Source organism: Enterococcus sp. 9D6_DIV0238 (assembly GCF_002174455.2).
GTDB lineage: Bacteria > Bacillota > Bacilli > Lactobacillales > Enterococcaceae > Enterococcus_L > Enterococcus_L dunnyi.
Window position 1 is genome coordinate 3,177,393 of record NZ_CP147246.1, and the last position, 19,682, is coordinate 3,197,074.

At 37.0% G+C, this 19,682-nt stretch carries 18 protein-coding genes and 2 pseudogenes; 14 read left to right on the plus strand and 6 right to left on the minus strand.

Annotated features, from left to right (window positions below; genetic code table 11):
- Positions 1–13: 13 nt before the first annotated feature.
- Positions 14–853, minus strand: coding sequence for an NUDIX domain-containing protein (locus A5889_RS14950; RefSeq protein ID WP_422389706.1), 840 nt, complete (start codon positions 851–853; stop codon positions 14–16).
- A gap of 161 nt (positions 854–1,014) precedes the next feature.
- Here A5889_RS14950 and A5889_RS14955 point away from each other — a divergent pair, with 161 nt between their 5' ends.
- From A5889_RS14955 to A5889_RS14965, 3 genes are all read left to right on the plus strand, one after another.
- Positions 1,015–1,845 carry a helix-turn-helix domain-containing protein gene (locus A5889_RS14955; RefSeq protein ID WP_087639589.1) on the plus strand — a complete coding sequence of 277 codons (831 nt, stop codon included), beginning with the start codon at positions 1,015–1,017 and terminating at the stop codon, positions 1,843–1,845.
- A 153-nt stretch (positions 1,846–1,998) separates the two neighbouring features.
- Complete coding sequence (locus A5889_RS14960; protein WP_087639590.1) at positions 1,999–2,547, plus strand: biotin transporter BioY; 549 nt, start codon at positions 1,999–2,001, stop codon at positions 2,545–2,547.
- Complete coding sequence (locus tag A5889_RS14965; RefSeq protein WP_087639591.1) at positions 2,547–2,861, plus strand: CHY zinc finger protein; 315 nt, start codon at positions 2,547–2,549, stop codon at positions 2,859–2,861. Before A5889_RS14960 ends, A5889_RS14965 begins: the two co-directional genes overlap by 1 nt.
- Positions 2,862–2,972: 111 nt before the next feature.
- Here the strand turns inward: A5889_RS14965 and A5889_RS14970 are convergent, their stop codons facing one another.
- Together A5889_RS14970 and A5889_RS14975 are read right to left on the minus strand one after the other, a co-directional pair.
- Positions 2,973–4,160 (minus strand): toxic anion resistance protein, encoded by a 1,188-nt coding sequence (locus A5889_RS14970; RefSeq protein ID WP_087639592.1) that lies wholly within the window; start codon positions 4,158–4,160, stop codon positions 2,973–2,975.
- 51 nt (positions 4,161–4,211) lie between these two features.
- Positions 4,212–4,877 carry a 5-bromo-4-chloroindolyl phosphate hydrolysis family protein gene (locus A5889_RS14975; RefSeq protein ID WP_087639593.1) on the minus strand — a complete coding sequence of 222 codons (666 nt, stop codon included), beginning with the start codon at positions 4,875–4,877 and terminating at the stop codon, positions 4,212–4,214.
- Positions 4,878–5,153: 276 nt separating this feature from the next.
- Between A5889_RS14975 and A5889_RS14980 the strand changes: the two genes are divergently transcribed.
- The 6 genes from A5889_RS14980 to A5889_RS15005 all read left to right on the plus strand — a co-directional run bounded on the left by A5889_RS14980 (position 5,154) and on the right by A5889_RS15005 (position 9,637).
- Positions 5,154–5,843, plus strand: coding sequence for a hypothetical protein (locus tag A5889_RS14980; protein ID WP_087639594.1), 690 nt, complete (start codon positions 5,154–5,156; stop codon positions 5,841–5,843).
- A gap of 264 nt (positions 5,844–6,107) precedes the next feature.
- A complete protein-coding gene (locus A5889_RS14985) occupies positions 6,108–6,680 on the plus strand; it encodes an NUDIX domain-containing protein (protein WP_087639595.1) in 573 nt (190 codons plus the stop codon).
- Positions 6,677–6,973 (plus strand): cell wall synthase accessory phosphoprotein MacP, encoded by a 297-nt coding sequence (macP, locus tag A5889_RS14990; protein WP_087639596.1) that lies wholly within the window; start codon positions 6,677–6,679, stop codon positions 6,971–6,973. Before A5889_RS14985 ends, macP begins: the two co-directional genes overlap by 4 nt.
- A gap of 16 nt (positions 6,974–6,989) precedes the next feature.
- On the plus strand, positions 6,990–7,682 hold the full coding sequence (locus A5889_RS14995; protein ID WP_087639597.1) for a 5'-methylthioadenosine/adenosylhomocysteine nucleosidase: 693 nt from the start codon (positions 6,990–6,992) through the stop codon (positions 7,680–7,682).
- Positions 7,683–7,697: 15 nt separating this feature from the next.
- Entirely contained in the window at positions 7,698–8,246 is a 549-nt protein-coding gene (locus A5889_RS15000; RefSeq protein ID WP_087639598.1) for a cysteine hydrolase family protein, read from the plus strand.
- Between the two features lie 278 nt (positions 8,247–8,524).
- Positions 8,525–9,637 carry a low temperature requirement protein A gene (locus A5889_RS15005; protein WP_087639599.1) on the plus strand — a complete coding sequence of 371 codons (1,113 nt, stop codon included), beginning with the start codon at positions 8,525–8,527 and terminating at the stop codon, positions 9,635–9,637.
- Positions 9,638–9,667: 30 nt separating this feature from the next.
- On the opposite strand, the gene A5889_RS15010 is transcribed toward A5889_RS15005, so the two are convergent.
- From A5889_RS15010 to A5889_RS15020, 3 genes are all read right to left on the minus strand, one after another.
- On the minus strand, positions 9,668–9,931 hold the full coding sequence (locus tag A5889_RS15010) for a GIY-YIG nuclease family protein (protein WP_087639600.1): 264 nt from the start codon (positions 9,929–9,931) through the stop codon (positions 9,668–9,670).
- The gene (locus A5889_RS15015; RefSeq protein ID WP_087639601.1) at positions 9,921–10,655 is read right to left on the minus strand and encodes a tRNA1(Val) (adenine(37)-N6)-methyltransferase; all 735 of its coding nucleotides are present in this window, start codon (positions 10,653–10,655) and stop codon (positions 9,921–9,923) included. The genes A5889_RS15010 and A5889_RS15015 overlap by 11 nt, the downstream gene beginning before the upstream one ends.
- Before the next feature lie 190 nt (positions 10,656–10,845).
- Complete coding sequence (locus A5889_RS15020) at positions 10,846–11,103, minus strand: GNAT family N-acetyltransferase (protein ID WP_242585321.1); 258 nt, start codon at positions 11,101–11,103, stop codon at positions 10,846–10,848.
- 212 nt (positions 11,104–11,315) lie between these two features.
- On the opposite strand from A5889_RS15020, the gene A5889_RS15025 reads away from it, so the two are divergent.
- The 5 genes and pseudogenes from A5889_RS15025 (at position 11,316) to A5889_RS15040 (ending at position 19,569) form a co-directional block, all read left to right on the plus strand.
- Positions 11,316–11,936 carry a lysophospholipid acyltransferase family protein gene (locus tag A5889_RS15025; protein WP_087639602.1) on the plus strand — a complete coding sequence of 207 codons (621 nt, stop codon included), beginning with the start codon at positions 11,316–11,318 and terminating at the stop codon, positions 11,934–11,936.
- Between the two features lie 136 nt (positions 11,937–12,072).
- Complete coding sequence (locus A5889_RS15030) at positions 12,073–13,212, plus strand: exonuclease SbcCD subunit D (RefSeq protein ID WP_087639603.1); 1,140 nt, start codon at positions 12,073–12,075, stop codon at positions 13,210–13,212.
- Position 13,213: 1 nt separating this feature from the next.
- Positions 13,214–13,804: pseudogene (locus A5889_RS16515) on the plus strand (AAA family ATPase); the annotation flags it as partial.
- A 2,001-nt stretch (positions 13,805–15,805) separates the two neighbouring features.
- Positions 15,806–16,357 (plus strand): annotated as a pseudogene (locus A5889_RS16520) (SbcC/MukB-like Walker B domain-containing protein); the annotation flags it as partial.
- A gap of 11 nt (positions 16,358–16,368) precedes the next feature.
- Positions 16,369–19,569: a DEAD/DEAH box helicase gene (locus tag A5889_RS15040; protein ID WP_087639605.1), complete on the plus strand. Its 3,201-nt coding sequence runs from the start codon at positions 16,369–16,371 to the stop codon at positions 19,567–19,569.
- The last annotated feature ends 113 nt before the right edge of the window (positions 19,570–19,682 follow it).

The following is a 19,682-nucleotide window of genomic DNA, read 5'->3' on the forward strand; positions in this document are numbered from 1 at the left end:
TTCTTTATGACATTTAGTGGTCATTCAATGAATTTTCAGGTTTTAGCTGGTAAATTTTTGAAGGACGACCGATTCCTACGGGACGCTCGCCAATTTCTTCAAAATGATGAAGCATTGCTTTTTTAAAGTTTGAGTGATCGATCGTTTTGTAGTCGACGCCAGAAAATTTAGCGAATACTTTACGTGCTTCAGTAATTGTAAAATCTTTTCCCAATACCTGTAGAACTTGCGGATCATGCTCCATTTTGTTTGAAACCCGATTAAATGCTTTTAAAATAATTTCACTATGGTCAAAAGCTAATGTATCTTTGCCGTTTGAAGCACCTGTTTTCAAGTCCAAAATAATCTCTACACTGCCATTAGTTAGTGAAAGAAGATCTCCGCCACGTTCCATCGTAAACCAGCGTACTTCTTTAGCATCATCTCCTGCAATCAATGGTTCTTCTCCAATAAATGCTAAATAGCTGACAGTCACGACCCAGCCGCGCGGATCACGATCAGGTCTGCTGAAACTATGCAGCTGTTCAATATTTTCTTTAGAAATAACAACGCCTGTTTCTTCAGTCGTTTCACGCAGTACGCTTTCACCAGTAGACTCATTCCGGTTGACGAATCCCCCAGGTAATGCCCATGAATTTCGATAAGGATGGCCTTTTCTTTTTATCAATAATATTTTTAATTGATCCTCTTCTTTGTTATAGCACATCAAAACAATATCTACGGTCAGAGAAGGCTTTTCATATTCAGGAAGTTCTTGTTGATGATACCAATTTAAAAATTCGGCTTCACTAGCGTGTTGCTCATAGTATTGTTTTTCTTCTTCCCTAGAATTAAAGTGCACCAAATCGCTCATCCTCTCTAAATTAGATAAAAGTACTTTTTACTTTATTGTATCATTATCAACAAGAAAAACAACTAAAGACTGATGATTGATAAAAAATAAAAATCCTAAACTTCTGCGTATCTTTATCAAGAAGGAAAAATAAAAATGAAAAACATGAGGGAGCAAAGAGAATGCATAGCAAACAAGGATTTAAAACAACGATCACTAAATATTTCACTAGCGAAATAGAAGAAAAAATGCTTTATCTTAATGAGGAATTAACACTGTTGATGGTTATTTCAGGACAAATCGAATTGATTTTATTGGATCAGTATGTGGTGTTGAAAAAAGGGGAGATTTACCTATTGAATAAGAATGAAGTGATGAGTGTTTTTCCAAGCAGCAAGAATCAGGTATTAAGTGTAAGCTTGAACATTACGCCAGAAAAGTGGATGAACTGTCGATTTAAACAACCCAGTCCTTTAACAATTTCTAGTGAAAAAATCTATCAAGAAATTATAAAATGTCTACTTTATAAAGAACATCCTCAGTATTTGTTGAAGCTGTTACTGAGAAATCAGATTATATTTATCGAGAAGACCATGAGAGGCGATGGTAGCCCATTCACTGATTTTATTGAGATTTTGGAGTATATCAATAAAAATTATATGGAGGAGCATTGCTTAGAAAAATTGGTCGAACATTTTATGTTGGATAAATATACTCTTTTTCAAAACTTTAGAAAGAGTACAGGTTTTTCTATCCAAATCTATTTACGGGAAGTCAGACTATTTTACAGTGTTTGTCTTCTAAAAAAGACGAATGCCAAAATTATGGACATCGCTTTGGACACAGGTTTCTCCAGTCTTAGGGCATTCAATAAATCATTCAAGGATAAATTTGATTTACCACCATTATCATTTAGAAAACAACATAAATTATGTCAAAAAAATAGTGAAAATGAGTTTGAACTTGAACAAGTTGAACAGTTTTTGGAAAGAAAAATCGATCAGACCTCCTAAAATAGTAAAAGAAATAGCTGTAAATCTTATTGATGTGAGGATATAATTGAGTCTCCTGCTTTTTAGTTAACCTTTATTTTAAATAGGTTGACAAAAGAAGAAGTAAATAGTATTTTAAAGATACAACAAATACAAATAGTTTGGAGCCGACCTATGAAGACAAAAGATATTACAAGAATTGCAATTATGATAAGCATTATTATTGTGTTAGGATTTTTCCCGCCGATCCCAATTAGTCTGTTACCAGTGCCGATCGTTATTCAAAATGCTGGATTCATGTTGAGTGGGTTACTTTTAGGGAAAAAGAATGGAACGATTGCTACGCTGCTGTTTTTACTACTAACAGCAATCGGATTTCCGATTTTAGCAGGTGGACGCGGTGGGATCACTGTATTTATAGGTATTACGGCAGGATATCTTTTCGCGTATCCTTTTGCGACTTTTTTGATTGGCTGGTTAACTGAAAAATTCAATCCAAACAATCAGAAGCTTATCTATGCATTTATCATTACGTTTATCTTTGGCGCAGTTTTCATTGATTTTTGTGGTGCTGTTGGCGTAAGTCTATTATCAGATGTTTCTCTTTCAAAAAGTTTAGTGGCAAGTTTGGCATTTATTCCTGGGGATACGATCAAGGCCTTTTTAACTGCTTTTGTTGCTAAGAGACTGTCAAAAGTTCTTCTAAAAAAAGGGGAACAATAGTGAAGAGGATCAGCGGCATCGGTGTCGATGAGCATGGCAGATGCAGTCATTATGATTCTGAGTATGATGTTGTTGCCAATCAGTGTTATGAATGTCGGACGTATTATGCATGCTATCATTGCCACGATGAAATGGAAGAGCATAGCTTTAAGGCTTGGCCGGTCAGTAAAGATTCCCAGGTCAAAATAATTCTCTGTGGGGTCTGCTCTGTTGAAATGAATTATGATCAATATAAACAAAGCGGTTCTTGTCCAAATTGTGGTCACCAATTCAATTCTAAGTGTGCAAATCATGAAGATATTTATTTTTGTTAATCGTATAAACAAGAATGAAAGAAGCCAAGTAGGCTTAGCAGCTTTATTTACTACATCAAAAAAAGAGCCCGAAACAAAGTTAGAAAATAGCTTTGTTTCGGGCTCTGATTCTTATTGAGTCAATTCCAATAATTTATTTTTCAGATCTTCTTCCATATGACCTAATTCGATTTCAGCAGCTCTACGTTTTTCTTTTCCTTCTTTTTGAATACGTAATGTTTCTTGGATCGTTTCTACTAAGTCATTTTGTGTTTTTTGTAATGTTTCAATATCAACAATACCGCGTTCGTTTTCTTTAGCAGTTTCGATTGCTGAGATTTTCAACATTTCAGAATTTTTCTTCAATAGATCATTGGTTGTTTCAGAGACTTGGCGTTGGGCAGTTACAGCATCTTTTTGTCTCAAAAGAGTTAAAGCAATAACTACTTGGTTTTTCCAAAGTGGAATGGCAGTATTGATCGATGCCTGAATTTTTTCTGCTAATGCTTGGTTGGTATTTTGAATTAGACGAATCTGCGGTGCTTGCTGGATCGTGATTTGACGAGCCAATCGCAAGTCATGCGTCCGTTTATCTAAACGATCTAAAAATTGTGTATAGTCGTTGGCGATTTGTACGTCCATCTGATCGCCTGATTCTTCTGCTTTTTTCATTGCTTCCGGGATGATCGTTGTTTGTAACTCTTCGATTTTTAATTCTCCTGCAGCAATATAGATATTCAATGCATCAAAATAATCTTTATTTTTGTTATACAGCTGTTCCAGCATTAAATTATCTTTTAGCAAGCCATTTTTTTCTTTATCAAGTTTGATGGCGATCTTATCGATTTGTGCACCGATTTTTTGATATTTTGCAGTGATTTCAAAGATCGACTGTTTGACTTTTCCAAACATTTTTTGGAAAATATTTCCTTCACCAGTCCGTAATTCATCCGGGTTCGCTTCATTTAGACGATACATCAAATCGGTCAATGAATCGCCAAGAGGGCCGATATCTTGTGCTTGCACATGATTTAACATTGATTGAGAGAATTCTCCTAATTTTGTTTGAGCAGCAGCTCCATAAGTAATGACCGCTTGGGCATCTTGTACATCGATTTTTGACGCTAATTCTCTGGCCTGTGCCTGACGTTCTTCTGGTAATTTATCTACCAAACGGGCAGCAACTTGCTGATCCTGTAAAGCAGAAATTTCGCTTTGCTGTGTAGCAGTCAATGAATCGATAGGGGTTGAAAACGGGTTATTTAATAAATCATCTAAAGTATCACTGACAGGTGTCACATCTTTTGGCTTATTTTCCATATAGTTTCCTCCTCTGTGCATAAACGAGCTTACATAGTGCTGTTAATGATATTATTCTTCATTTTCACTATGTTCATTATCTCTTTTTAAGCTGTTTTTAGCAACGGAAATCTCAATATCTAGATCATCTAAATCGTCTGCAACAAATTGTTCATAATCTTTTTTGATCAATTTTGAGACTTGATCGATAATTTGAGCACTTTCTTCTAATTTTTCATAGGTTTGTTTATTTTTGATTTCATGATCGTCGATTTCTAAATACTTACTTGTTAAATCAACTAAGTTAGGTAAGTGTGTGTAAAGAAAATGATTTGCTAAATGAAGCTTTTTAGGCTCCTTAACTAATTCCTTGAACAAAGCTTTGGATACTCGCAATGTATCATTGCGCAAATCGATCGCTCTCAATTTAGTTGAGGCGTTCATATTTTCTTGCAGTTTAATGATCTGTTTTTTTGTTGTGTTCATCGTATCACGGAAAAAGGTGATTTCCTGATCTGTCATACCTGATTCAGAATAATGTTCTTCTTTTGCCTTGGTCAAGCTAGGCAGCTGTTCTTCTTTTTTCACATTCTTTTTGTTTGACCCAGTAAAGAGCAGCACCATTAATATCACTAAAGCCACGATAACGGCAGGTAGATGTATACCGGTAATAAAACGCAGAACGAAGCCAGCTAAAATCAAGTAGGCAATTATTTTAATAAGTTTTCCTGTTCTCATTTCAGTTCCCTCCAATCATTTATTCCATCGAAAGTTAATTTTCCTTCGCTATATATGCTATTTTAGCACATTCTACTTAAGAAAGAATATCAGTCCAAAGATGGATTTTAATATTTAGAGAAAATGTAAGAAATGACAAGTGAATTCAACTGTTTTTTACTACTTAGGATGTAGAATGATGCATCCTATTCACAAAAAAGTCAAAAGAAATCTGAGAAAAAAGCAAAACCATAGGGTATAATGGATAATAATGATTTGGTATAAAGGAGAAATACAGTGAAGATAAAAAATATCATACCGCTTTTATTTGTAGGGTTTATGCTCACAGGTTGTTTTGGGCGTAAAGCTGAGGTAGAAATAATAGAGGATGCCTATAAAGAAGAGTCGAGTTCCAGCATTGAGGAATCTGTTTCCTATGAAGGCGATGAAGTGTTTTATGAACCCAGAGATAGCACTGAGACAAGTAGTACAATAGATGAAAATAAACAAGCGACAGAAACAACAACACAATCTTCTACTGAAGACAAGGGCAAAGTAGAAGTGATCAAGACAAGTAATGGTGACTTTAAAGTAGAGCTTCCAACAGGATGGGAGACTGTCGAGACAAAAGAATTGAGTGATAATGCAGATATTAGCGTGAAAAATTCGAATACAGAAACCTATTATATTGTGTTAAGTGAAGCCAAAAAAGATTTTGAAAATTTTTCTGCGTTTAAAAAATCAGTCGATATTTCTGATTTAGGAGAGATATCGAATGAGAAAAAAGAATCGATCAAATATAACGGGATGAAAGGTGAACGCCGTAAGTTCACTGCAACGAAAGACGGTATAGAAGTTTATTACATGTATGATTTAATGGAAAGCGAAGACCACTACCTTCAATGTATCAGCTGGACTTTAGAAAGTACAAAGAAGGAGAATGAGCCTGATATGATCAAGCTTATGAAATCATTGACAGAATTATAAAAAAGTTTTTATAGAGAAGAAGGGAAACGAGCGTCTTGTTTCCCTTCTTTTTTTATTTTAGCGAGTAAAATCGAAAAAAAGTTTTTTAAGACTAATTACTGGTATAATTGTAACTGATAGCAAAAGTCCTAAGTTATTGTTAATAAATCATGTGAATTGCGCATAAATGAGCAATTAATTGAGAGAAAGGATTCACAAAAAGAAGCAGAAGTGATAAAATTTCAAAATTAAGGTATGATATCGATAGAAAGATTGGTGAACAGTATGATGAATTTTGAAGATTTTGAAGAAAAAACGATTTCCAGAAATGAAATATTTAAAGGTCATATCATTGAGGTCGTCGTCGATGATGTTCAGCTGCCTGATGGAGGAACGGGAAAACGAGAATTAGTGTTTCATCCAGGTGCTGTTGCAGTCATTCCGATCACAGAAGATAATAAAATGATCATGGTCAAACAATATCGAAAACCACTGGAAAAAGTTACTTTGGAAATTCCTGCCGGCAAAATCGATCCTGGAGAACAGAATAATCCTAAAGAAACGGCTGAGCGAGAGTTAGAAGAGGAAACAGGTTATCGTGCAAATAAGTTCTCTTTTGTAAACTCTATGTATGTCTCACCAGGTTTTGCGAATGAACTACTTCATATTTATTTTGCTGAACAACTTGAAAAAGTTCCTAATCCTCGTCCATTAGATGATGATGAAGTGATAGAATTATATACACTAACATTAGCTGAGGCAAAAGCTGAAATCGCTAGCGGATTGATTTGCGATGCCAAAACAATCTTTGCTGTACAATATTGGGAATTGCAGCAGCTAAAGGAGGATAAACGATGAGCAAAGGTCCGCTGGTCACTCGGACAGAATTACGCAAGCGAAAAGAAGAGGCTGAAAGAGAAGAACAGAAATATTTGGAACAACAAAAAAAAGAAGCGGATAAAGAATACCGCAAAAAGGAAAAAGAAATTTCCAGCTTTTACCGCAAAGAACATAAAAAGCAAAAGGAAATCACAAAAAGCCGATCAAATGAGCAGACAAAAATCCGCGAACGGAGCAGCACATTGACGAAAGCGATTATTGTTGTTGCCATTTTACTTGCGATCGTGATATTTATTGTATTGAATTTATAGAAAAGAGGTAATCAGTATGAAAATCGGTATTATCGGTGCGATGGATCAGGAAGTAAAAATTTTAAAGGAAAAATTATCAGATACTCGTTCGTGGGAAAGAGCAGGAGCACTTTTTGTCTCAGGTTCTTTAGGTCGTCATGAAGTGATCGTTGTTCGTTCAGGGATCGGTAAGGTATTGTCAGCAGTTACGACGACGCTTTTGATCCACCAATACGGAGTAAACATGGTCATAAATACTGGCTCAGCTGGCGGTATAGGATCAGGGTTAAAAGTCGGTGATGTAGTGATCTCTGATAAATTAGCTTATTTTGATGTTGATGTCACTGGCTTCGGCTATGCACCAGGACAGCTGCCTGGCATGCCTTTATACTATGAGTGCAGTGAATATTTGAAGCTAGAAATGAAAAAAGCTGCAGAAAAAACTGGAATGTCCGTTCGACATGGGCTGATCGTTACAGGCGATTCATTTGTCAACGATAAAGTAAAAGTACAAAAAATCCTTCAAGACTTTCCAGAGGCTTTAGCTTGTGAAATGGAGGGGGCATCTATTGCTCAAGCTGCGGCACAATTCAAGATTCCGTTCCTAGTTGTTCGGGCAATCAGTGATACGGCTGATCATGAGGCAAGTCAAACGTTTGATGAGTTCATTGAAGAAGCAGGCGAGAAATCTGCTCAAATGGTGATTCATTTTGTAGAACATCTTGTCTAAATTGGAGGGATAGCGATGAAAGCACTGATTTCTATTGATTACACTAATGACTTTGTAGCCACTGAGGGCGCTTTGACGACAGGGCAGGCTGGACAAGCGATTGAATCCGCATTAGTCGAATTGACAAAAACATTTACTGAAAATGATGATTTTGTTGTCTATGCAATAGATTGCCATGATACAAAAGATCGATATCATCCTGAAAATGAGCTGTTTCCTCCCCATAATCTCAAGGGTACAACGGGCAGAGAGTTGTATGGAGCACTTGCTGATCTTTATGAGCAAAGCTCGGATCAGTCAAATGTTTATTGGATCGATAAGCGTCATTATTCTGCATTCAGCGGGACGGATTTAGATATCCGTTTACGTGAGAGAAAGATCACAGAAGTTCATTTGTCAGGTGTTTGTACAGATATTTGCGTCCTGCATACGGCAGTAGATGCGTATAATCTAGGGTATCAAATTGTTGTGCACAAATCAGCAGTCGCCAGTTTTGATCCAGTAGGTCATGAGTGGGCCTTAACGCACTTCAAACAAACATTAGGTGCTCAAATAATTGAATAGAAAAAATAGGTTGAGACAGAAGTGTCTAATCCCGAGAAATTAAGAAAAAATCCGCGAAAATTATTTTCCAAATTTTTGTGAATTCTAGCTTATTTCCGAAGGGATTGCTTCTGCTCTCACCGCTTATTTGGATTCCAGGTGTCCGGGATTTAACTCGCTGAGTTTTGTCCCAGACACTTTTTTAGTGCGAAAGATCACTATTTTTGTATTAATGGTAAAAGAACCATTATAATAATAAAGAACAGGAGAACTTATTAAATCAGAATGGAAGTGATCAAATGCAGATACTGAAAAAAGAAGTGACTGAGTTTGAATTGTTTTATGATTTGATTTTTGCGTATGCTATTAGTAAAATCGCCTCTATTTTACTTGTCGGAACAGATCACCTGTTGTCTTTCAAAAGCCTTGGAGAATTTTTGATGCTGACGCTTGTTTTTTGGACGATTTGGACTTACCAAACCGTTTTTGCGAATCGTTTTTCGATCAAAAATAAGTTAAGTGCTCTTTTTTTATTTTTTGATATGTTTTGGGTCATTATTTTAGCGCAGTCGATCAATGTCGATTTTGAGCGAACTCATTTTACATTTGCAGGCGCGACCTCTATTTTGTTTTTTAGTATTGCTTTGCAGTATTACTTGAAGATGAAAAGTACGGATAATGAAATTATTAGAAAGTTATGTATTCAATTGGCGGTAGTTTTAGTCGTAAGTGGAGTGCTCGGATTCATTTCAATACTGCCGTTTGGAAGCTATTGGCTTCGTTTTGCTATCTATGCATTTTCAATTTTTATCACCGCTTTTTTCCCGATCGTGACAAAAAAAGCATTATTGGATTTTCCAACCAACTTTGAACATTTGACTGAGCGTTACAGTTTATTTACCTTACTGTTGTTTGGTGAGGCTGTGATAGCTGTTGCCAGTACGATTTTATTTAATGACATTCAGTTTAGTAGTGTCTTGTTCTTTTTATTGATCGTTGTGATGTTTCTATTTTATAATACGATCTATAAATCTGGGATCGATCGGCAAAAAACTACGGCAGGGCTGGTCTTGATCCATTCTCATTATTTTGTATTTGCTGGATTGGAACTATCGATCGTCTTATATGAAAACTACGTAAAAGGTGAGATCGATCCACTGTTTTTTGTTCTGTGTTTAGCGGCCAGCCTAATTTGTTTCCTGGGCGGCACGCTTGTCAATATGGTCATCTATACGAAAAAAGAGTACAATTATCTCCCTTTCATCAGTAAAAATATTCTTTATTTTGTCGGCTGGGTGGTGATAGGGTTGCTGCTGCAAGATTATACAGCTCCGTTCTTACTTGTGAATATTCTTTTCTTATTATTCTTCCTTTATAAGGTAAAGCAGGAGTTGAAAATGCAGGTTGAATAAATAAAAACCATCTTTGATCAGTTTTTTTGATCAAGGATGGTTTTTGTTTAAATAGGCTATTTTTTGTTTACGAGTCAATTTTTTAAAGGCATACTCTGCCTTAGTTGCTTCACTTCGGCTGGTAAATTTTTCGACGTGGACCATTTGTGCAGGTAAACGTGAAGCAAGCCTCGTATATTTTGCACCAGTTCCGCTATTGTGTTCTTTCAGGCGGCGATCAGGATCAGTTGTGTAACCGCCATAGTAAGTATCATCTTTACAATGAAGAACGTAAAAGTAGTGCTCAGTTTCCATATAACATCGCCTTCATTTCTGGTAAATAATTATTTTCTTCATCATAAGTAAATAGAGGAGAAAGAACACGAAAACCATCTTTCTTTCCTTGTTTGATTCCTTCGATCAATAATGCATTTGCCTCTTTTCCAACTTTCGGATAGACAAATCGAACTCGTTTAGGTGCAATATCAGCAGCTTCCATTGCATGTAAAATATCTAAAAAGCGATCAGGACGGTGAACCATCGCTAAGCGTCCGTTAGTTTTTAATAGCTTTGAAGAGACTTCAACGACTTCAGTTAACGTCGTATGAATTTCATGGCGAGCGATCGCTAGGTGAGGATTAGGATTTTTCTGACTGGTTGGCAGCTCCTTAAAGTAAGGAGGGTTACATAAAACAAGGTCGACAGAGTCTGGCTTGATCGCTGTTGTTGCCTTTTTTAGATCTAGTTCGATCATAATCATCTGTTGTTCTAGCTGATTAAGCTGGATACTACGCTGTCCCATATTGGCCAAGCGTGTTTGAAGTTCGATCTGTATGATTCTAGCGTCTGTTTTTCTACTGGCAAATAAACCCACAGCACCATTACCGGCACATAAGTCTACGACTACTCCTTTTTTAGGAAGCTTGGGAAAATTTGCCAGCAAGACAGCATCGATCGAAAAAGAAAACACCTCTTTACTTTGGATGATCTGGATATCATCAGCAAATAATTGATCGATTCGTTCACCTGGTAATAGCATGTATTGTTCATTCCTTTAAGTAGATTATAATTAAATTTTTTTCATTAAATAAAACTTTGTTGTTCCTTCAAATGGAACATCTTCTAGTTTTCCAAAAACGGAATAACCAAATTGTTCATAAAATGTTTTTGCTTGGTAATCTTGTGTATGGATCGTAATGACAGATGCTCCTTTTTCTGCAGCAAAAACTTCAGCCTTTTTTTAAAAGCTTTGTTCCATAACCTTTTCCGCGGGCACTTTTGACAAGCGCAAGTAGAGAAATATGTGTGATGTTCATCCATTTATTTGCTGTGACTCCGCCAAGATAATGTCCATCGTCGTAAAGCGCCAATGAAAAATCACAATTTGCTTCAGAAGGAATTTGTTTCTCTTCAAGTTGATTTTCAGAAAGCAGTTCGATCAGTTTCTCTTCATTTTCACTAAGTGCCGGTTGTTTGAATTCAACCATAAGATAGCCTCCATTTTTCTTAGATTATATAGTACTTATGCTGAAATAGAAAGACTTGACAATGATTCTTAATGTAAAAGACACTTTGATGGAATCACTAAAATCATTGTATTATACTACGATTAAGAATCATAAGAAACTAAAGAAAAAGACTTGTCAAACACCAAAGCTTTCGGCATACTTATAACTAGTGAAAAGAAAGGAAGAAAATTATGTTTTTTACATTTATGCGCGGTGTTGTGCGTGTTGTGCTATTTATTATCAATGGCAATGCACATTATGAAAAAAAAGACCGTATTCCTCAAAATGAAAATTATATTTTAGTTGCACCTCATAGAACGTGGTGGGAGCCTCTTTATTTGGCTGTTGGCGGTTCACCTAAAAAGTTTAGCTTTATGGCCAAGAAAGAACTATTTAAAAATGGTATTTTAAGCTTCATCCTGCGTCACGCCAATGCTTTTCCGGTCGATCGGGATAAGCCAGGGCCAAGTGCGATCAAAACACCAGTCAAAAGTTTGAAAAGCACAGATTTAAGTTTGATCATGTTTCCAAGCGGGACGAGACATTCTTCTGAACTAAAAGGCGGCGTCGCTTTGATCGCCAAAATGGCGAAAGTCAAAATCGTTCCAGCAGTTTATCAAGGACCATTAACATTAAAAGACTTGTTCAAACGTCGTCGTGTCACTGTGAGATTTGGAGAGCCGATCGATATCAGCGATGTTCCAAAAATGGACAAAGAGGGTATTGCTGAAGTGGAACGAAGAATGCAAAATGCGTTTGATAGTTTAGATAAAGAAATCGATCCGAACTTCAAATATGAAATCAAAGAGTAAAACAAGCGGACTGAAACCTAAATAGGTTTTGGTTCTTTTTTTGATGCAATTTTAATAATTACAATACATTTGGATGACCTCTTTTTCCATAAATTTGGTATAATAGTGAGAAGGACTTTTTTTAGGTGGTGAAGGAATGCGTTTTTTACATACAGCTGATTGGCATATTGGCAAGAAACTGCATGGATTTGATTTATTAGAGGACCAAAAAGCTGCATTTGACCAAATTTTGCAAATTGCAAAAACTGAAAAAGTTGATGCAATCGTTATTGCAGGAGATTTGTATGACCGTTCTGTACCAGCGGTGGAGGCAATTGAACTTTTCAATCAGATGGTCATTGAAATGAATTTGCAGGAAAAATTGCCAATTTTAGCAATTTCGGGAAATCACGACAGTAGCACTCGTCTAGAAACAGGCGGCCCTTGGTTTGTACAGTCTGATTTTTATTTACATACACGCTTAGAGCAAGCATTTCAGCCAATCGAAATGGGCGATACTCAATTTTTTCTATTGCCATATTTTGAGCCGATTTCTGCTCGTTTGTATTTTGAAAATGAAGAAATCAGAACGATCGAACAGGCAATGAAAGAAGTCGTCAAAGAAATGACCATGCATTTTGATCCGGAGAAGGCGCATGTTTTAGTTAGTCACTTTTTTGTGGCTGGCAGTGAAAAAACAGATTCAGAAACAAAATTGATGGTTGGCGGACTAGATACCGTACCATTAGCAACACTGGATGCTTTTGATTATGTCGCTTTAGGTCATCTTCATGGGAAAAATGCTCTTCAATCAGAGACAGCTAGATACAGCGGTTCGCCGTTGAAGTTTTCATTATCTGAGCTGAATCAGACAAAAGGGGTTTGGCTCGTAGATATCGACGTTCAAAAATTAGCGCTTGAATTCAAAGAAATTCAACCGGTAAGGGACATCATACAGATCAAGGGGAGTTTCAAGGAACTGATCTCACCTGAATTTTATGAAACGATCCAAAAAGATGATTATCTTCATGTGCAATTGACAGATCGCGCGGTTATTCCAAATATGATGAATCAACTAAGACAAGTGTATCCTAGAATCATTGGTGTTGAACGACTGTATGGAAGAGAAGACCAAACGGCAAAGAAAACAACCAAAGCTGGATTAAAAAAACTAGCACCAAATCAATTGGTCGAACAGTTTTTTTCAGAAGTCACTGGTGAAGAACCAACTGGTCAACAGCAAAAATGGATCAAAGAACAATTAGCTGAAATCCATCAATCAGAAAGAGGGAAATAAGTTGAAACCATTAAATTTAACATTGAAAAACTTTGGCCCTTTTATTGACGAAACGATCGATTTTAGCCGATTTGAAGATTCCTCATTATTTTTGATCAGCGGTAAGACAGGGGCTGGAAAAACAACGATCTTTGATGGGTTAAGCTATGCTTTGTTTGGCGAAAGCTCTGGAAAGCTGCGGCAGGGAAAAGAAATGCGTTCAACATTTGCAGATCCTTCTGAACCGACGGAAGTTCATTTGACTTTTTCACATGGAGACCATGTTTATGATATTCTACGAAAGCCTGAACAGAAACTATTTAAAAAGCGCGGGGATGGTACTAGAGTACAGAGTGCCAAGATTTCATTGGTGGTTAAAGATCACAAAGGCAAAGAACTTAGAGAATATACCAAGCGACGTGAAGTTGATACTTTTATTCAGGAATTGCTTCATTTAGATGCTAACCAATTTGCTCAGATCGTGCTTTTACCTCAAGGAGAATTTCGCACCTTTTTAATCGCAAATAGTAGTGATAAAGAAAAGGTGTTGAGAAATCTTTTTGGCACTCGTTTATATCAGACCTTGAATGAACAGCTTAAACTACAGTTAAAGGAAGTCAATAAAGGGATCGAAGCAACACAACAAACAATTGAGGCTAAATTGGATCAATTATATTGGCTGACTGACATAGAAGCAGAACAAACGGTGGAACGGCAATTAGCACGATTGAATCTACAACAAAAAGAAATGCTGGAGCAACAATCAGCAACTAAAGAAGCTGTGACTATCCTTCAACAGAAAAAGCAAACGAAGGAACAAGAAAAATTTCAGTTGGAAGAATTGATCAATGATTTTACTAAGAAGGCACTGTTAGAAAAACAAAAGGCCCAATTAGATGAAACAGCTGAGTTGATAGAAAAGCTGCGAACAGAAGAGCAGCAACTGAAGTGGATCAAAGATCATCAAAGCGTCATCGAAAAAATCGACGAAAAAAATCGGGCAGTTTTGTCTTATACGGAGCAACTACAGACCAATCAATTGGAACAAGAAAAGCAGCAGGAATTAGAACTGCATTGGAAAAAAGAACATGAGACGAGTCAAAGTCAAGCAGCGGCATTGGCTCAAATAAAAGAAAAAATCACTAAATTGCAATTTCAAATTCCTTTATACGAGGAAAAAGAGAAAGTAAATAAAGATATTCAGCAAAATCAACAGACTTTGGCAAAGATCAATAGTCGATTAACAGAAATCAAAGAGAAGCAAGCCATCACCCAAAAAGCATATCAGGAACAACAGTTGATCGTTGAGCAGCAAGCAACGATCGAAAAAGATCAGCTGACATTAGAACGAAGTCAGGAGCAGTGGGCAATATTTCTCGAAAATTGGGAAAATACCCAACGCCTAGAACAAAGAAAAGAACGGTTAGGAGAAGAAATCACCAATAAAAAAACAGCATTGGCAGAAGCTGAACAAACGAAAACGGCCGTTTATGAGCAAGTCAAAAAACAAAAAAGCCAGTGGGCAAAAATGCAAATTAGCCGCTTAAGCCTGCTTTTAGTCGAGGGAGAACCTTGTCCTGTCTGTGGCTCTCTTGAACATCCTATACAAAACGAGCACCAAGAATTTTCACTCGAAGAAATCCAAATGATGGAAAGTCAGTTAGATGAGCTGGAGAAAAAGGCACAAAAGCAGGAAGCACTTGCAGCGATGCTTCAGTCAGAACTTACGCAAGCTCAAACAAGTAAGGTAGAGCTGACAAGTGAACTGCAAAAACAAGAGAAGAAGCTGGAGCTATCGAGAGAAGCCTTAAATAAGATATCTTTCTTGACACTATCAGAGCCAATAACTGAAGAGTGGATCAAAAAGGGAAGCGATGAATTCGAAAAAGCAGCTCATGATTTGAATCAGGCATTGGTACAAGTTGAATCAGCTAAGTTGAAGAGCGTTGAATTAGCATCAATTCTCGAACAGCAGATTGAGATGTTGAAAGAGCAAGAAAATCAATGGAATGAAAAAAATCAAGAGCAGATTTCAGCTAAAACAAAATTGAAAACAATCTCAGAGCAATTACAAACTGAAGATACATCTTTAGCAGAGGTACTAAATGAAAAGCAACAATTAGAACAACAGTATACTCAGTGGGAAGAAATGAAAGAAACGATCGAAAAGCAATGGTCAAAAGTAAAGGAAACACATTTGATCTTAAAAAATACAGCAGTTCATCTTGCTAAGGAAAAAGAAGCCAGTTTAGCGGAGCAAGTAAAGTCACAAAAGCAGCTGGAACAAGCAATCAGTGAATCAATGTTTGATTTTGATGAACAGAGTTTGCGTTTGTTAGTGCAGGAAGTTCCAAAACTAGAAAAGATCACAGAAGAATTGACAGAATTTGATAAGAAAAAAGACCAATTGACCTTCCAGCTCGCTGAGCTAGAGCAAAAATTAGAGAATAAGGAACAACCTGAAATCGATGCAGTTGAAGCGGAACTTACTTCTTTATCAAATGAAATTCAGTCAAAAGAAGAGCAATACTATCAGCAACAAGAAAGAATCCAAACAAATGAATATATAGAAAAACAGATCAAAGAATTGATTGCTTCTGTAGAACAAAAATGGGAAGAAGTGACAGCTTTGCATCAATTATCAGCAACGATCAATGGCGATAATCCAAGAAAAACAAGTTTAGAACGATATGTTCTTCAAACATACTTGGAAGAAGTATTGACTGTTGCGAATCAGCGTTTGGGTTTGTTGACGAATAACCGATATCAGTTTGAGCTGAACCAAGATTCGGGCAGTTATAAAAATCAAACTGGACTTGAAATCAATGTATATGATGACAATGCGGGAACGAGTCGAAGTGCCCATACACTTTCTGGCGGCGAAAGCTTTATCGCGGCGTTAGCGTTGGCTTTGTCTTTAGCTGAAGTCATCCAAGAACAAGCTGGCGGTGTTTTGATCGAGGCACTCTTTATCGATGAAGGATTTGGATCTTTAGATGAAGAAGCGCTAGAAATGGCGATGGAAGCCTTGGAAACAATTGAAAATGAAGGAAGAATGATCGGTATTATCAGTCATGTAAGTGAATTAAAAGCAAGAATTCCACAACAGTTACAAATCAAAACAAATGGGAATGGTCAAAGTAAAGTGACCTATCAAATGGCATAGGAGGTGAACATATGAAATGGAGTATACCGGAGCGTATCGTAGAGCGCGGTAGAGATTATATGAAAGAAGGACGAGTCTTGTCGATCGTTCAAGACCCAGAGCGAAAGCTCTGGCATGCTGAAGTGTTAGGGAATGAACTATACCATGTACAATTAGATGGTTCAGCAAAGGAAAATGATGTCTGTGAATGTCCATACTGGATGGATCATGGTTATTGTAAACATACTGTAGCTGTTGAGTTATCTTTACGGCAAAAAGGAACCTCAAGGATCATCAAAGACGATCAGCCTCAGATGTTTGAAAAGCGTTCTGTATCTATGTCTGAAATGTTTACAAAAGGCTTTGCTAAGCTGAATCAAGCAGCTGAAACGGAAAAAATAATTCCTTTAGTTGTTGAAGTGGTTATTGATGTGATCGAAACAAATAATTATTATCCCGAACTGGCTGTTTTAGGTGTTTCTCTTCGATTGGGGTATCAAGGAGTCAAACCGAAGACCTATATCATCAAAAATATTGGTGAATTTTTACAAACTTTTCAAAAAGAGGGCACTTTTTTAGTCAATAAACAGCACTACTTTGATTTGAAGAAAGACGCATTTTCGATCGAAGTACAAGAGTTATTGTCGCAATTGGCTGCTGTTTATCAAACCAGTCAGCTGCTTGGCGCGAATGGTGTCCAAGTGAAAGGAAAGATCGATAAGCGCTACCTCATTTTACCGATCGATCAAGGACAACAATTGATCGAAAAAATGACCCATATTCCCTACTTTCAGCTGAATGATGAAGAGAAAAAATATCGTCATTTGACATTTACTAGAGGCGCGTTACCGATTTTGTTCGACGTTAGTAAACAAAGTGATGGTACGTATAAATTAAAGATCGATGATCGAATCACTACTTTTTTGGCGCATTATCAGTGGGGGATCAGTGATAATCAAGTCTATCTGTTTACACCGGAGCAAGAGTCAATTTATACTACCTTGCTGCAATTGTTGAAACGGATCGAAAAACCTGAGATCGTTTATGAGAAACACGAGTTATCTGATCTATTTGGTTCCGTTGTGCCATTATTAGAAAAAATCGGGACGGTCACAGTCAGTGATGAAGTCTCAGGAGAAGTTGTTTACCATTCTTTGGAAACAATTTTCATTTTCAGGAAAATCAAAGGAATGATCAAAGTTCGAGTTGATTTTACTTATGGTGATGTTATTTTCTCAACTGATGAAACGCATTCTATCGCTTCAGGAGAAAATCAGGAAGTGATCCGTGACGGAAAAAAAGAACAAGAAATCCTTGAGCAGCTTGGCACATTTGGCTATCAAAAAAGTGTTGATGCCTATGAAAAACCATTACCAGCTGGTGAGCGTTTGTATTACTTTTTCAAAGCAGAAATTCCTGCTTTCCGACGTCTAGGCGAGGTTAGGATGGGGAAAAAACTACGAGAATTATTCTTGGATGCTCAACATCATCAGCCAATGATCGAAGTTTCCGATTCTGATTCTTGGTTGGACGTTCGGTTTGATATCAGTGGTATCCGCGAACAGGAAATCGATGAAGTCTTATCCAGCTTATTACGGAATGACCGGTTTTATACCTTAGAATCAGGAGAGATTTTGTCATTTGATTCAGAAGAATTTCAACAAACCAGTGAAATACTGACATTGTTAAGACAAAATATGAAAAATGTTCAAGGAACGATTCAAGTACCTAGAAACCAAGGGTTGATGATCGAAAGTATGCTGGAAAATAATTCACGGGCTCATTTTTCAGAATCATTCAAGGAAATGGTCACAAACCTGACTCACCCGGAAGAATTTGAAGCAAAATTACCTGGTAATATTCAAGCAACTTTACGAAATTATCAAGTCGATGGATTTAAATGGCTCAAGATGCTAAGTTATTATCAATTTGGCGGTATTTTAGCAGATGAAATGGGTCTTGGGAAAACACTGCAGACGATTACCTATTTGCTTTCTGAAAAAGAAGAAAATAGAATCAAAGGCAAAGCATTGATCGTTGCGCCAGCGAGTTTGATATACAACTGGGCTGCGGAAATCAAGAAGTTTGCACCAGACCTGGAAGCAGCTGTTATCGCCGGCAACAAAGTAGAGCGAGAAGCTATTGTAGCTCAAAAAGATCTGGATATTTTGATCACATCTTATGCAAGCTTAAGGCAAGATGTCGATATGTATCAAGCATTTGATTTAGGTTATCTGATCTTAGATGAAGCCCAGATGGTCAAAAATAGCGGCACTAAAACAGCTCAGGCGCTAAAAAGTTTAGTAGTCCCTCAACGTTTTGCATTAAGCGGAACGCCAATCGAAAATAATTTAGATGAGCTGTGGTCGATTTTTCAAATGATTTTACCTGGTCTATTTCCAACGCGTACATTATTTAGAGCGATGAAGCCGGAAGAAATCGCTAAGATGATCCAACCATTTATCTTACGTCGGGATAAACAGACGGTCCTTAAAGATTTACCTGAAAAAATTGAAAGTAATTTGTATAGTGTACTGACTGAGGAACAAAAAACAGTTTATCTGGCTTATCTAAAACAAATGCAGGAAGATGTCAGCCAAATGGATCAAGATGCGTTCAAGAAAAATCGTTTAAGTATTTTAGCAGGTTTGACAAGATTACGCCAGATTTGCTGCGATCCTCGTTTATTTATTGATGATTATTCAGGTGGTTCTGGTAAGCTTGAACAAGTGAAAGATCTATTGATTGCAGCTAAAGAAAATAATCGTCGCGTTTTGCTTTTCTCTCAATTTACCAGCATGCTGTCTATTATTGAAAAAGAATTAGATGAATTAGGTCTGTCGACCTTTTATCTAAGAGGGAGTACGAAGCCCAAAGAGCGAATGGAAATGGCGGATGCTTTCAATGCAGGTCAAAAAGACGTTTTCTTGATCTCTTTGAAGGCTGGAGGTACTGGACTTAATTTGACAGGAGCAGACACAGTTATTTTGTACGATCTTTGGTGGAATCCTGCTGTGGAAGAACAAGCTGCTGGACGTGCACATCGTATTGGACAAAAAAATGTCGTTGAGGTCTGGCGAATGATTGCCGAAGGAACAGTTGAGGAGAAAATGAATTCTCTTCAACAGGAGAAAAGGGAACTATTCCAAAAAGTAATTCAAGGGAATGAAGAGCAGTTAGCTAAAATGACCGAAGACGATATTCGTGCAATTTTGAGCATTGGAGAGTTGTAGAAAAGGGAACAATAATGAAGCTGTATGCCATAGCTGATGTGATCAGAGCGCATTAGCAGCTTACTCGTAATTAGAGCCCGAAACAAAACTGATTTTTAGTTTTGTTTCGGGCT

Bases quoted from the DNA above. Each gene is read 5' to 3' on its own strand.
- A5889_RS15040 (WP_087639605.1), top strand. From the start codon at position 16,369: ATGAAATGGAGTATACCGGAGCGTATCGTAGAGCGCGGTAGAGATTAT.
- A5889_RS15020 (WP_242585321.1), bottom strand. From the start codon at position 11,103: ATGGTTGAATTCAAACAACCGGCACTTAGTGAAAATGAAGAGAAACTG.
- A5889_RS15025 (WP_087639602.1), top strand. From the start codon at position 11,316: ATGTTTTTTACATTTATGCGCGGTGTTGTGCGTGTTGTGCTATTTATT.
- A5889_RS14960 (WP_087639590.1), top strand. From the start codon at position 1,999: ATGAAGACAAAAGATATTACAAGAATTGCAATTATGATAAGCATTATT.
- A5889_RS15015 (WP_087639601.1), bottom strand. From the start codon at position 10,655: ATGCTATTACCAGGTGAACGAATCGATCAATTATTTGCTGATGATATC.
- A5889_RS14975 (WP_087639593.1), bottom strand. From the start codon at position 4,877: ATGAGAACAGGAAAACTTATTAAAATAATTGCCTACTTGATTTTAGCT.
- A5889_RS14970 (WP_087639592.1), bottom strand. From the start codon at position 4,160: ATGGAAAATAAGCCAAAAGATGTGACACCTGTCAGTGATACTTTAGAT.
- A5889_RS14955 (WP_087639589.1), top strand. From the start codon at position 1,015: ATGCATAGCAAACAAGGATTTAAAACAACGATCACTAAATATTTCACT.
- A5889_RS15005 (WP_087639599.1), top strand. From the start codon at position 8,525: ATGCAGATACTGAAAAAAGAAGTGACTGAGTTTGAATTGTTTTATGAT.
- A5889_RS14995 (WP_087639597.1), top strand. From the start codon at position 6,990: ATGAAAATCGGTATTATCGGTGCGATGGATCAGGAAGTAAAAATTTTA.
- A5889_RS15010 (WP_087639600.1), bottom strand. From the start codon at position 9,931: ATGGAAACTGAGCACTACTTTTACGTTCTTCATTGTAAAGATGATACT.
- A5889_RS14985 (WP_087639595.1), top strand. From the start codon at position 6,108: ATGATGAATTTTGAAGATTTTGAAGAAAAAACGATTTCCAGAAATGAA.
- macP (WP_087639596.1), top strand. From the start codon at position 6,677: ATGAGCAAAGGTCCGCTGGTCACTCGGACAGAATTACGCAAGCGAAAA.
- A5889_RS14950 (WP_422389706.1), bottom strand. From the start codon at position 853: ATGAGCGATTTGGTGCACTTTAATTCTAGGGAAGAAGAAAAACAATAC.
- A5889_RS15030 (WP_087639603.1), top strand. From the start codon at position 12,073: ATGCGTTTTTTACATACAGCTGATTGGCATATTGGCAAGAAACTGCAT.
- A5889_RS15000 (WP_087639598.1), top strand. From the start codon at position 7,698: ATGAAAGCACTGATTTCTATTGATTACACTAATGACTTTGTAGCCACT.